General features: G+C 50.5%; 11 protein-coding genes. 10 read left to right on the top strand and 1 reads right to left on the bottom strand.

Annotation, left to right across the window (positions count from 1 at the left end; genetic code table 11):
- Positions 1 to 61 precede the first annotated feature (61 nt).
- From ACOZB4_RS09500 to ACOZB4_RS09460, 9 genes are all read left to right on the top strand, one after another.
- Positions 62 to 622 (top strand): NADPH-dependent FMN reductase, encoded by a 561-nt coding sequence (locus ACOZB4_RS09500; protein ID WP_098746458.1) that lies wholly within the window; start codon positions 62 to 64, stop codon positions 620 to 622.
- Positions 619 to 2,331: a VOC family protein gene (locus ACOZB4_RS09495; protein WP_379404321.1), complete on the top strand. Its 1,713-nt coding sequence runs from the start codon at positions 619 to 621 to the stop codon at positions 2,329 to 2,331. The genes ACOZB4_RS09500 and ACOZB4_RS09495 overlap by 4 nt, the downstream gene beginning before the upstream one ends.
- Before the next feature lie 102 nt (positions 2,332 to 2,433).
- On the top strand, positions 2,434 to 2,976 hold the full coding sequence (locus ACOZB4_RS09490) for an NADPH-dependent FMN reductase (RefSeq protein ID WP_098746456.1): 543 nt from the start codon (positions 2,434 to 2,436) through the stop codon (positions 2,974 to 2,976).
- A 118-nt stretch (positions 2,977 to 3,094) separates the two neighbouring features.
- On the top strand, positions 3,095 to 4,714 hold the full coding sequence (locus ACOZB4_RS09485; RefSeq protein ID WP_379404319.1) for a response regulator: 1,620 nt from the start codon (positions 3,095 to 3,097) through the stop codon (positions 4,712 to 4,714).
- Positions 4,711 to 6,507, top strand: a complete 1,797-nt coding sequence (locus ACOZB4_RS09480; protein ID WP_379404317.1) for a cache domain-containing sensor histidine kinase — start codon at positions 4,711 to 4,713, stop codon at positions 6,505 to 6,507. Before ACOZB4_RS09485 ends, ACOZB4_RS09480 begins: the two co-directional genes overlap by 4 nt.
- Positions 6,504 to 7,484, top strand: coding sequence for a substrate-binding domain-containing protein (locus ACOZB4_RS09475; protein WP_379404315.1), 981 nt, complete (start codon positions 6,504 to 6,506; stop codon positions 7,482 to 7,484). The genes ACOZB4_RS09480 and ACOZB4_RS09475 overlap by 4 nt, the downstream gene beginning before the upstream one ends.
- A gap of 133 nt (positions 7,485 to 7,617) precedes the next feature.
- On the top strand, positions 7,618 to 9,117 hold the full coding sequence (locus ACOZB4_RS09470; protein ID WP_379404313.1) for a sugar ABC transporter ATP-binding protein: 1,500 nt from the start codon (positions 7,618 to 7,620) through the stop codon (positions 9,115 to 9,117).
- 34 nt (positions 9,118 to 9,151) lie between these two features.
- Positions 9,152 to 10,120 (top strand): ABC transporter permease, encoded by a 969-nt coding sequence (locus ACOZB4_RS09465; RefSeq protein ID WP_379404311.1) that lies wholly within the window; start codon positions 9,152 to 9,154, stop codon positions 10,118 to 10,120.
- A 117-nt stretch (positions 10,121 to 10,237) separates the two neighbouring features.
- Entirely contained in the window at positions 10,238 to 11,254 is a 1,017-nt protein-coding gene (locus ACOZB4_RS09460; protein WP_379404309.1) for an ABC transporter substrate-binding protein, read from the top strand.
- Positions 11,255 to 11,477: 223 nt separating this feature from the next.
- On the opposite strand, the gene ACOZB4_RS09455 is transcribed toward ACOZB4_RS09460, so the two are convergent.
- Entirely contained in the window at positions 11,478 to 12,023 is a 546-nt protein-coding gene (locus ACOZB4_RS09455; protein WP_379404307.1) for a phosphotransferase-like protein, read from the bottom strand.
- A gap of 393 nt (positions 12,024 to 12,416) precedes the next feature.
- Here ACOZB4_RS09455 and hxlA point away from each other — a divergent pair, with 393 nt between their 5' ends.
- Entirely contained in the window at positions 12,417 to 13,049 is a 633-nt protein-coding gene (gene hxlA, locus ACOZB4_RS09450) for a 3-hexulose-6-phosphate synthase (protein ID WP_379404305.1), read from the top strand.
- The last annotated feature ends 2 nt before the right edge of the window (positions 13,050 to 13,051 follow it).

Below are 13,051 nucleotides of genomic sequence, written 5' to 3'. Positions count from 1 at the left end.
GGCTTGCCTCCTCTACAATGGACTTAACAAAACATTCGATATCCATAAGGGAGGCAGTACCATGAAGATCGTGATTATAGCTGGCAGCAATCGTAAGGAAGCAACAAGCACCGTTCTGGCTAAAGCCTTGGAAGCGCAAATGAATACGTTGTTCGTGGAGGTGAAGCTGTTTAACTTGTATGAGACACCGCTCCCATTCTATTCACCAGACGAGATATTCAACCGCCATGCTGGCGTGCGCGAGCTGCAGCGTCTGTTAATGGAAGCGGATGGAATTATATTGACGACACCGGAGTACCACGGAGGAATGAGTGGAGTTTTGAAGAACGCCTTGGATCATTTGGGACAGATGCATTTCTCAGGTAAACCGGTGTTATCGGTAAGCTCGGCGGGAGGGGCGGTCGGTGTGAGTTCACTGCAGCAAATGCAAGCTACCATACGCAATTTGCACGGAATTAATAGTCCGGAATGGATCTCCATTGGCGGTTCTCAGCGGACCATTTACGAATCCGAAGCGGCAGAAGGCACGATTGTGCTGGATTATCGGGCTAAAGAGGCGCTATCCATCTTTATGGAGCTGGTAAAGAAGGTCAGCGGTAAAGAGGAGGTTGAAACCTCATGATCACTCATTTTGCCGGATTGAAATTAAAAACGGTCTCCATTCAGGGTGTGAAACAATTTTACAACGGACTGCTTCATTTCCCGATTGCAAGCGAAAGCGAGGTTGAGATCGTATTCCAGCCTACACCGGATTTCACACTCGCATTTGAAGAAGCGTATGAATCTATAGCTCCTGCCCATATCGCGTTTGAAGTGCCTTATTCCCAGTTTGAATCCATGATCCAGAAGCTCGCAGTGCAGATGCCTTTATTGAAATGGCCTGATGGTGAAGTGGTTGAGCGGTTTGATTCCGGCGTGAATGTGTACTTCAAGGATGGCGATGGAAACTTGCTTGAGTTTATCGCGCACGATGATCTGAAGGAAGGGGTACTGGCGCCGAACGGCACCTATGGCGTCCTGTATTTGCGGGAGGTGGGATTACCTGTGGAGGATCCGATAGCCGCAAGATTATGGATGCAGAAGACGCTCGGTTTAACGATCGCCAAGGAGTCGGAGCAATTCGCTTTTGTCATTGGAGGAACAGCCCATGCCGTTGTTGTATCAACAAAGCGCAAGTGGATTCCGATTTCGATGTATGCGCTGGCACCATCCCTGGAGATAACTTATGGAGTAACCGACGAACGGTTTCTGGACCGGGTTCGATCCACTCTGGATCGTCGGATGATGGTTTCGGATACCGAGGATGGTTTGCATTTTAGAATGTATGGTTACAGCATCCGACTAAAGATCACAAGCTTTCCTAAAGACATTGCAGCCAGGCTGAATCTGCCAAGTGCAATTGAAGGGAAGGAGGTGAATTCGGTCATTAGTGACCGGTATTTGGAGGATGGTCTTACAGCCTTGAGCCGCGGCGGCGAGATTGGCTGGTTTGAAGGACATGTTGGCGGAGCGTATTTGGCGGCTTATTACATGCAGAAGGAGTTTGATCTGCCGCAAGATGTACTGCAGGGGTTGGCTTCCAATTGCTTGCACTTGCGCAGTCAGCATGAAGATTGGTTCGAACCCTATCCTCCCGAACCTGCGCAGCCTGAATTAATGAATCGATTTATTGAAGGACTGCTGCCTAACCTGACGAATCTGAGTACCTCCGGACACGGGGTAACCCTGGCCGTCTTGGGACTGAAAGCATTGCGTGAGCGTCCGGACTTACTGACGCCGTCAATCGTGCGAGGTTTACTTAAGCTGATGGAAGATGCAGCAGTTGAACACAAGCTTGCCAGGTATTACGGAATTGATGATTATACGAAGCTGGATCGATCGGAGATCTCACTCTCGGAAATACCGCCGTACCGGAATGCAGCCGATCTGGCCATTCGTGCTTTATCCGAGTTGGATCATGTGCTGCCGGATCAACACGTTGAAGGGAAGTACTACTTTTTTGCAGGTGAGCTTGAGCATGGCATTACCCACGCCCACGCATTGATTGAGCTGGAACGGCTCGGTTATGCCCAGCTTGCTAAGCTTGGTCAAAACAATCACCGACTGCAAATAAAACTCAACCGTTTAAAGCCACAAGCGCTATCGAATCAGAGAGTTGAGGCTGCAGAGGAAGCTTCGATTACGGATTCGGCCTATTGGAGTAAACGGTATGAAGATCCCCATGCCATCAAAGTGCCTTATGCCGCACTGACTCTGCTCCAATATGCGCCGCCTGAACAAAGAGAATATATGGAGCACGATGTGTGTAAGCTGCTCTCGTTGATGAAGTAGGATAAACGATATTTTGACAATGGTAAAATATGGTGATAGGCTAAAGTTAGTTGTCAACAATAGAATGGAATGTACTAAGAAGGCATAGAACTGGAGGGTATCATGAAAGTAGCAATCGTTGTTGGAAGCATTAGAAAAGAGTCGTACAATATGAAACTCGCGGAATATTTGAAGCAGCGTTACTCGGATCGGATCACGTTTGAAATCCTGGGGCTTCGTGATCTTCCGTTCTACGATCAAGACATTGAATTGGATCCTCCTGCGGTTGTTAAGGATTTCAAAGAGCGGATTGCTGCCGCCGATGCGGTATTGTGGATCACACCGGAATATAATTACTCTATACCGGGCGTGCTCAAGAACGCGCTCGATTGGTTATCGCGCGTTGATAAGGTCATGAACGGGAAGCCTTCATGGATCATGGGGGCGTCGATGGGACAGCTTGGAACGGTTCGCGCTCAAGAGCATCTCCGGGATATTCTGTTTTCTGTCGGTATTACTTCGCCGCTGCTTCCGAACAATGAAGTATACATCGGCGCGGTACACGAGAAGATGGATGAGGCTGGCAAGTTAATCCATGAGCCAACCATCGGTTTCCTCGATATTGTGGTGAACAATTTCATTACATGGATGAACACCCGCAAATAAATATGAAGTCATGGAGCCCTTTGGCAGTTGCTTGCCAAAGGGCTTTTCCTGTATATTCACCTCGTAACACGATAGAACCAAGCAAATGGGATTTGCTTATGAACGGGGGAGGCTTTGATTGTATACGATTCTTATTGTGGACGACGAACCGATTGTAAGGGAAGGGATTCGAAACCAGATTCAGTGGGCGGACCATGGCTTTGAATGCATCGGAGGTTCTGAGAACGGCAGGGATGCATTGGAGGCTGTCACCCGCCAACCACCTGATGTGGTGTTAACGGACATCAACATGCCGTACATGGATGGCCTGGAATTGTCCCGCCATATTACGGAACGTTTTCCTAAGACGAAGATCATCATTCTGACCGGGTTTGACGATTTCGAATATGCCCAGCAGGCGGTGAAGCTGCAGGTCACGGATTTTATTATGAAACCGGTTACCTCGGCGGAATTAAGGGAGATGCTTGATAAACTCAAGCTGGAGATGGATGAGGAACACGGACGTACGGAGCACTTGAAGAGGCTCAAATATCAGTTGAATGAGAGCTTGGTCTTGCTTAAGGAACGATTTCTCGAACGACTGGCGTCATCGCCGATGAAGCGATCTGAGATCGAGAGCAAGCTGATTTACTTTGATATTCCGCTTCCGGGGCCGCTTTATATCGCAATAGCAGCGGATAGGGATGAGCTTCGTTCGGATGAAGAGCACGTCGATAATGAGCTGTATGCTTTTGCCTTATACAATATCATGCAGGAATTATTGGCGGGTGAGCCCGGTGCAGCCGTTTTTCGGTACAAGGAGAACAAGGTTATGGCCATTCTGTCGGGCTTCGGCGAGGAGGAGCTGCACGCTCGGGCGCAGGAGCTGGCGGAGGGAATTCGCGGATCTACGAAACAGTTCATGAAATTCACGGTCACGCTGGGCATCGGAACGATTTGCCGTGAACTTCAGGACATCCGTTATTCCTGCAGGGCTTCGGAGGCTGCATTGGAATACCGGCTCCTGATCGGCCATGATCAGGTGGTCCATATCACGGATCTTGAAAAGCGGGGGGACGCTCCTCTCCTGGATGGGATCGAAACCGAGTCAGCGCTAATCTCCGCGATCCGGGCCGGTACGGACTCCGAAGTAAAGACGTGCATCCGGCGGTTGATCAGCGAACTTGGAAGCGCTTCAATTTCGATCGAGCTCTGTTATGTGCGGATCGTACGAGTGATGCTTGCGGTTCTTCAAACTTTGATGGAAATCGGCTGCAATGAGAACGAGTTGATCGGCAAAGAGAAAAGTCTGCTATCCGATCTACATTCTTTTCGGTCCTTGGATGAGATTGAGCATTGGTTAAACGAGGTGTGCGAGCAGGCGCTAAAGGACGTTGCCAAGACGAGAAAGGACTTGACTCGCTCCCAGATGCTGGAGGCGGTCGATTTCATCCAGCGACATTACGAGGATCCGGAGTTATCGATTAAGACCGTGTGCAGCCGGATCTTCATGAGCACGAGTTACTTCAGCGCTCTGTTCAAAACGCATACCGGGAGAACCTTCGTTGAATACGTAACGGAAGTCCGTATGGAAAAAGCAAAGGAACTGCTGAAGCATTCCTCGATGAAAACCTATGAAATTGCGGCAAAGACCGGTTATCAGGATCCACAATATTTTAGCGTGCTGTTTAAGAAACATACCGGAGATACCCCGACCGAGTACCGAAATAAAATGGCGTCAGACGAGGTAAGGTCATGAAGGCACCGCAGCGAATCAAAACGATTCAGTCCCGCATTGCCAGCTCCTTCGTGATGTTAGTGCTGTTTACGGCGCTGCTGCTGATCTTCATCTCCTATCGGCTGTCCGAATCGGCTGTTCGCGAAACGGCGGAGAGTTATACCTCCGAGCTGATCAATCAAGTGAATGCAAATATCCAAACCTACATTACGGGCATGAAGGACATCTCGCTCGCAGCGATGAACAATCCGAACGTCAGAGAATATCTGGCCTCGGCCGATGAACTGCAGCCTGCGGAACTGGCTATATTGAAAGCGAAGATATCGGAATATTTCCACTCGATTCGGGTTTCGCGCAAAGATATTGCGTCGATTAATATTTTTGGAGCCGGCGACACCTTTATCTCTGATCGGGCGGACGCCGAACTGAATCCCTATATTGCGTTATCGGAGCAGCCCTGGTATCGGCAGGCGAAGGAAAACAAGGGACAGACAGTGATCTCCTCGTCCCATGTACAGCCGGTCATCAAGGGAGAGTACCGCTGGGTCGTATCACTGAGCCGCGAGCTCAGCGGCGTGAATCCTTCGAATGGGCTGGGCATTCTGTTGATCGATCTCAACTTCAAGGTGATTAACGATATGCTCAGCAAGCTGGATCTGGGGAACCGGGGTTACGTGTTTGTGATTGACCGTCAAGGCCGGATTGTGTATCACCCGCAGCAGCAGCTGCTCTACAGCAATTTGAAGACGGAGAGATTAGAGCAGGTCATTTCGGACAAGCAAGGGGGATTTGTCGTGAAGGAGGGCGGGGCAAGCCGGATATACAGCATCAAGGATACGGATTTCGGCTGGAAAATCGTTGGCGTTTTTTATGAGAATGAGCTGGTGGACAATAAGAAGCAAATGCAGCTTTCTTTTGCCATAGCGGGGTTGTTATGTCTTGGCGTGGGCGTGCTGTTCTCCGTTGTCATCTCCCGGAACCTGACGCGTCCCATCAAGAAACTCCAAGAGAAAATGATGGAAGTGGAGAAGGGGAATTTCGATATCCGGGTTCCCGTGGGGCATTCCAGGGAAATCTCCGGCCTGGCCCGCAGCTTCAACGTGATGGTGCTGAAGGTTAAGGAATTGATGGATCAGATTGTGGTAGAGCAGGAAATTAAGAGGAAAAGCGAGCTGAATGCCCTGCAAGCCCAAATCAATCCCCATTTTCTCTATAATACGCTGGATTCCATCATATGGATGGCCGAGAGCAAGAAGCATGATGAGGTGATTCTGATGACATCGGCTTTAGCAAGGTTGTTTCGAGCTTCGCTCAGCAAAGGGAGGGAGATGATACCGATTGCTACCGAGGTGGAACATATAACGAATTATTTAAAAATACAACAAATGCGATACCAGGACAAAATCCGTTTTGCCCTGGATATCGATCGCGAGCTTTACCCGTATCTGACATTGAAGGTGCTGCTGCAGCCGCTGGTGGAGAATGCCATTTATCATGGCATCAAGAACAAGGAAGGTCCGGGAACGGTCACGATTACAGGGAAGTTTCAACATAACCGGATCGAGTTTCAAGTCAGGGATGACGGCATCGGCATGGATCAGTCCAAGGTTGAGACTCTGCTAACGTCCAAAGAAGGCAACCCATCGAGAAACAGCGTTGGGATTGCGAACGTCCACCAGCGGATTCAGTTATATTTTGGAGCGGAATATGGCCTTAGCTATACGAGCAAGCCCGGATCGGGGACATGCGTAAAGGTGCTCATTCCAGCTGTTCATCCGGAGGAATGGCGGAGCTTGGAGGGGGATGTGCCATGAAGTCGTACATGAGACTGCGATATATTTTACTGCTGCTGATTTCGGTGCTAATCCTGGGTTATGTCGCCTTTCAATGGTCCAAGGCAGAGCCTGGTGCCAAGAAGATCATCGTGGGTGTTAAAGCACTGGATGAAATTGAATTCTGGCGGGTACTGATTGAAGGGGTGAACACGGCTTCTCGTGAATTCGGTGTGGATGTCTCGGTGGTAGGACCCACCCAGGAAATCGAAGTGGACTTGCAGATCCAATTGCTGGAGGAAGCCATCAAACGGAAGCCGGATGCGATTGTCATGGCCGCCGGAGATTATAACCGCCTTGTTCCCGTAGCAGAGTCCATTCGTAAGGCTGACATCCCGCTAATTATGATTGATTCCGCCGTTAATGGTGATTATGCGCAGAGCTTGATCGCGACCGACAATGTGAATGCTGGACAGAAGGCAGGCAAAGAGCTCTCTTCATTACTCCCGGCAGATGCCAAGGTTGCTATCGTCAGTTTCGTACAGGGGACCTCGACGCAGATCGAGAGGGAACAAGGGGTCCGAAGTATTTTGGAGTCGCGCAGCGGCACGGAAATTGTGGGCACTTACTATAGCGAAGGCAAGGAGGAGAGAGCCTATGAAATCACGAAGAAGCTGCTGCTGGAGAGGCCTGACCTGAATGGAATCGTGGGACTGAATGAGCCTTCTACGGTGGGGGCAGGCAGAGCGATTCGAGAACTGGGGCTGGGGGGCAAGGTCAAGCTAGTCGGATTCGACAGCTCGGTGAAGGAAGTCAAGCTGCTCGAAGAGGGGGTCCTGCAAGCCACGATCGTTCAGAAACCCTTCAACATCGGCTATTTAGGCATCAAAACAGCCGTATCCATCATCGAAGGAGACAAGGTGTCACGCAACGTGTACACCGATTCCGTAGTCATCAACAAAGACAATATGTATACCGAGGAGAACCAGAAGCTGCTCTTTCCCTTTGTGGAAGAGTAGCTTCTTCCTTTAAGGGGTCCTGTTCACAGATCATAGATTATTCAACATCGATCAGAGAATATTCCATTCCTCCGCAAGGGGAACGCTTTGTACAATGATTCATAAAAGGTGCCAGCTTGAGAGGTGAGGGGTTTTGAGCGAAGTATTGATACAGATGGAAGGAATCACGAAGGGATTTCCGGGCGTGCTTGCATTAAATAACTGCCGATTTGAACTGCTGCGCGGTGAGGTTCATGCGCTTATGGGTGAGAACGGTGCTGGCAAATCAACCATGATGAAAATCTTGACCGGCGTATACCAGAAGGATGCAGGAACGATCACGTACAAGGGGCAGCCCGTGGAGTTAACGAATCCGAAAGCGGCACAAGACGCGGGGATCAGCATGATCCATCAGGAATTGAACTTGGCGCCCGATCTGACAGTTGCTCAGAATATATTCATCGGGCGGGAGCCGCGACGAAAGCTCCGATTGTTTCTGGATGAGCATGCGCTAAACCGACAAGTGAAGGAACTGTTCGAGCGGATGGGACTGGACATGGACCCATCCATCAAGGTTTCGGAATTAACGGTTGCCAAGCAGCAGATGGTGGAGATTGCCAAGGCATTGTCTTATAGCGCCGACGTGCTGGTCATGGATGAGCCTACTGCGGCTTTAAGCGAAACCGAGATTGAGGATTTGTTCCGCATCATTCGCCAGCTTCGCGAAGGCGGAGTTGGAATCGTTTACATTTCCCATCGGATGGATGAGATCAAGCGAATTACGGATCGCATTACGGTTATGCGTGACGGGCAGTACATCGATACGGTTTCAACGGACGAAGTCACCACACAGGACATTATTTCCAAAATGGTTGGCCGTCAGATCTACGAGACCTCGAAACCGGAGAAGAGCGCAGGTGAACGTGAGACGGTAATGGAGGTTAAAGGACTGAATCAAGGCCGAATTTTGAAGGACATTAACTTCACTCTGAAAAAGGGAGAAATCCTGGGCATTGCAGGGCTGGTTGGCGCGGGGCGGACCGAGCTTGCCCGGGCGATCTTTGGTGCCGACCGCATTCAATCCGGCGAGATCCACGTTCATGGCCGCAAGATAACGATCAAGGGCCCCCACGATGCGGTGCGCCAAGGGATCGGTTATTTATCCGAGGATCGCAAACGCTTTGGATGCGTTGTCGATCTGGATGTGAAGAGCAATGTGGCTATCGCGTCATACGGCAGCTTCCTGCGTCCCGGCGGCTGGATGAATACGGCCAGGATTCGCAAACAGGCGGAGGATATGGTTGAACGATTGAAGGTCAAAACACCACATGTGGACCAGGAAGTAAAGTACCTCTCTGGCGGCAATCAGCAGAAAGTCGTCATCGGCAAATGGCTGACCCGCGATTGCGACATTCTGATCTTCGACGAACCGACGCGCGGGATCGATGTAGGGGCCAAGAGCGAAATCTACCGTTTGCTGAACGATCTTACGGCACAGGGCAAATCGATCATCATGATCTCGTCGGAGCTGCCTGAAATCCTTCGAATGAGTCATCGGATTCTCGTGATGTGTGAAGGCCGGATTACAGGCGAGCTGGAACATGAAGAGGCGACCCAAGAAAGCATTATGCATCTGGCTACAGCGAGAATGTAAGCCGTTATCCATACACGTTAGGAGGAATAAGCAGATGAACATTCAAATCAAATCGGGCGCGCTTCAGCAAGTGCTGGCCCTAGCCAGCCTGGTCGTTCTCATTCTATTCTTTACGTTCTCATCCAGCAATTTCTTTCAATTCTCCAATATCGTGGGCATCCTTCTCTCGACCGCGGTAATTGGCGTGCTGGCCTTGGGATCCACCTTTGTCATCATTACCGGCGGCATTGATCTGTCCGTCGGGACGGTCATGACGCTGAGCGGTGTTATGACCGGCGTATGCATCACCTTCTGGGGATTACCGGTTCCTGTCGGCATCCTTGTCGGCATCTTGACGGGCGCCCTGTGCGGGCTTCTGTCCGGAACGGCGGTGGCGAAGATGAAGATCCCGCCTTTTATCGCAACGCTGGCGATGATGATGATCGCCAAAGGACTGGCCCTGATTATCTCCGGAGCCAAGCCGGTCTATTTCAACGACGCGGAAAGCTTTGCCGAGGTGTCCCAAGGCAGTGTGCTGGGCTGGTTGATACCGGGCCTTGATATTCCGAATGCGGTCGTTATTTTCTTCATTGCGGCTGTTGTGGGTTACCTCATCTTATCGAAGACCATTATCGGCCGGTATAACTTTGCATTGGGCAGCAACGAAGAGGCGACCCGATTGTCCGGCGTCCATGTGGGCTTCTGGAAAATCGTCATTTACACCCTAACCGGCGCCTTTACCGGCTTGGCCGGTGTCATGATGGCATCGAGGCTGAATTCGGCCAATCCGGCCCTGGGTGCCGGGTATGAGCTGGAAGCCATTGCGGCGGTCGTGATCGGGGGAACTTCGCTCAGCGGAGGGAAGGGGACCATCATCGGTACGGTGATCGGCGCTTTGATCATGAGCGTGCTGACGAATGGATTACGCATTTTGTCCGTGCCGCAGGAGTGGCAAACCGTTGTCGTAGGGTTCGTTATCATACTCGCGGTGTATGCGGATATTTTGCGCAGACGCAAAGCGTAAGCCCTTGGTTAGTGCAGCGCTCCACGCTAAGTTAGCCGAATGTTAACGGGTTAGAAGCTTCCTTGGATGGAAGTTCTATAGATGTACTATTTTGATAAACAAGGGGAGATTGCGATTATGAAAAAGCTTTCCGTATTGGCTCTGATTCTCATGCTAACTGCAAGTATGCTGGCGGCCTGCGGTTCATCCGGCAAGAACGCTGCTGGAACCGACAGTCCAAGCGAGGGCGGATCCGGTTCAGGAGCCGGTTCTGCAGCCGAAGGAGAAATCTATATCCCGATCATTTCCAAAGGCTTTCAGCACCAATTCTGGCAGGCGGTAAAAGCCGGTGCCGAGCAGGCAGGGGAAGAGCTTGGCGTAAAGATTACCTTTGAAGGACCGGAGACGGAATCTCAGGTGGACAAGCAGATCGAAATGCTGCAGGCAGCACTCGACAAGAAACCAAGCGCGATCGGCTTTGCCGCATTGGATAGCCAGGCCTCCATACCTTATCTGAAAAAAGCCCAGGAAAACAACATCCCTGTCATCGCCTTCGATTCGGGGGTGGAAAGCGACATTCCGGTCACGACGGCATCGACGGACAATATGGCTGCATCCGCGCTTGCGGCAGACAAAATGGCGGAGCTCATCGGAAATGAAGGCAAAATCGCGATGGTGGTCCATGACCAGACCAGCGTAACGGGGGTTAGCCGCCGCGACGGCTTTAAGAAGCAGATCGAAGAGAAGTACCCGAATATCGAAATCGTTGACATCCAGTATGGAGGCGGGGATCACCTGAAATCGACGGATCTGGCCAAGGCGATGATGCAGGCGCATCCGGATTTGAAAGGGATATTCGGGGCGAATGAAGGTTCTGCGGTTGGCGTCATTAACGCAGTAACGGAGATGAAAAAGGAAGGTCAGATCATCGTGGTCGGATTCGATTCCGGAAAAGCACAGATTGACGCAATCAAGAACGGGACAATGGCGGGAGCCATCACGCAAAATCCGGTCGGCATCGGATACGAGACGGTAAAAGCCGCTGTGGCAGCCATCAAAGGGGAGAAGGTTGAACCGCAGATCGATACGGGATTCTACTGGTACGACAAACATAATATCGACAGCGACGAGATCAAAGCCGTGATTTACGAGTAAGATGAAATGAAGGGGAGCCCTTTATGGGGCTCCCCTAAACGTGACATCCGCTTACGCAGACGCCACCTCCATATTCTGAATCAATTCGTTCAGCCTCCCTTCCGATCATTTGGTCCAGCCGGACATCTATATTAAACCATGGCTGGCGCCGGGAATGAAGTGAATAAACAGGCTTAATTGTTTTTTACCAGGAAGCCTTGTCATGAATGATACCGGGTTTATTTTAACGGATCTGCCCCTCGTCCCACATCCGCTTCCAAATCTCTTCAACCGTTTCTTCAGGAGATAAATCAGAGGTATCCAGCCACAGGCCGATCCTTGGCGTTTCGTCGGTTAACCGCCGGTTCAACTCATGGATGGTCCATATACCGTAGCCTTTTTTGTCACGTATCTGCTCTCGTGCGCTAACGGCATTCTCGGATGGGTTTAACACAACGATGAAAACAGGAAGGCCGTTTAGCATTTCGGTTATTTGGTGCAGCGCCGGGCCGAGAATGACGTCCTGCAGAACGACATGAAAACCGGCTTCAGCATAGGTTCTGGCAGCGGAGGCGGATAGCTGATACCGTAATGCGAGCTGCCTCTCCGCCTCTAGCGAAGCATCCGGAAGCATTTCTTCTCTGCCCCTGACTATCATTTTCCGAAACGAGTCCCCTCGCAAATGGACCCCGCGTTCAAACTTCTCCGCTAGCAGCTGGGCTACCGTCGACTTACCAGAGGCCATGACACCAGTGACGATGATAATGGCTGGTTGACGTAATTGTGACATCGCGTTTCCTCCAATTTTATAGGATTGCAAATGAAGGGGAGCCCTATATGGGGCTCCCCTATACGTGACACCCGCTTATGCGGATGCCACCTCCATATTCTGAATCAATTCGTTCAGCCTCCTTTCCGATCATTTTGTCCGGCCTGACAATTATATTAAACCACAGCCGGATGTCAGTCGAAAGTGAACAAACAGGCTTAATTGTTTTTTACCAGCCGCATTGAGACAGCATGCATAACAGAAAAAATGAAGCAACTAACCCTTTGTCCCTCCATATTACTTACTTCCACGTAAGTATCTCACTTATAAGTACGTACTTCCGTAAAGTAAACTGTCGCTCTACAATGATCGTGTAGTCATTAAACAATACATTCATAAGGAGAGATTAACAATATGGAACTTCAATTAGCATTGGATTTGGTGAATATTCCAGAAGCAAAACAAGTGGTGGCTGAAGTAGCCGAGTTTATCGATATCGTGGAGATCGGAACGCCCGTTGTCATTAATGAAGGGCTTCACGCCGTCAAAGCGATTAAAGAGGAGTTCCCGCATTTGCGTGTGCTGGCCGACCTTAAAATTATGGATGCCGGCGGTTATGAAGTGATGAAGGCATCCGAAGCCGGTGCGGATATTATTACGGTGCTGGGCGTATCCGACGATTCCACGATCAAAGGCGCGGTGGCAGAGGCCTTCAAGCAAGGCAAGCAGGTCATGGTGGATATGATCAACGTAAAGGACATTGAAGGAAGAGCACGGGAGATTGACGCTTTTGGCGTGGATTACATTTGCGTTCATTCCGGCTATGACCACCAGGCGGAAGGTAAAAACTCATTCGAGGAATTGGCGGCGATCAAACGTGTCGTTAAAAATGCGAAGACCGCCGTTGCGGGGGGCATCAAAATGGAGACGCTCTCTGAGGTGATCCAAGCGAATCCCGATCTCGTGATCGTCGGCGGCGGAATTACGAGCCAAACCGACAAGAAGGCCGCAGCAGCTCAAATGAACCAACTTGTGAAGCAGGCTTAAGT

Origin of the sequence: Paenibacillus sp. NPDC058898 (assembly GCF_049316025.1) — a bacterium.
In the GTDB taxonomy this organism is placed as follows: domain Bacteria; phylum Bacillota; class Bacilli; order Paenibacillales; family Paenibacillaceae; genus Paenibacillus_AQ.
Note: the sequence above shows the minus strand (reverse complement) of the source record. Positions and strands in the feature narration are given on the sequence as shown.

Coding starts and splice junctions, on each gene's coding strand:
- ACOZB4_RS09500 (WP_098746458.1), top strand. CDS start 62: ATGAAGATCGTGATTATAGCTGGCAGCAATCGTAAGGAAGCAACAAGC.
- ACOZB4_RS09495 (WP_379404321.1), top strand. CDS start 619: ATGATCACTCATTTTGCCGGATTGAAATTAAAAACGGTCTCCATTCAG.
- ACOZB4_RS09490 (WP_098746456.1), top strand. CDS start 2,434: ATGAAAGTAGCAATCGTTGTTGGAAGCATTAGAAAAGAGTCGTACAAT.
- ACOZB4_RS09480 (WP_379404317.1), top strand. CDS start 4,711: ATGAAGGCACCGCAGCGAATCAAAACGATTCAGTCCCGCATTGCCAGC.
- ACOZB4_RS09475 (WP_379404315.1), top strand. CDS start 6,504: ATGAAGTCGTACATGAGACTGCGATATATTTTACTGCTGCTGATTTCG.
- ACOZB4_RS09465 (WP_379404311.1), top strand. CDS start 9,152: ATGAACATTCAAATCAAATCGGGCGCGCTTCAGCAAGTGCTGGCCCTA.
- ACOZB4_RS09460 (WP_379404309.1), top strand. CDS start 10,238: ATGAAAAAGCTTTCCGTATTGGCTCTGATTCTCATGCTAACTGCAAGT.
- ACOZB4_RS09455 (WP_379404307.1), bottom strand. CDS start 12,023: ATGTCACAATTACGTCAACCAGCCATTATCATCGTCACTGGTGTCATG.
- hxlA (WP_379404305.1), top strand. CDS start 12,417: ATGGAACTTCAATTAGCATTGGATTTGGTGAATATTCCAGAAGCAAAA.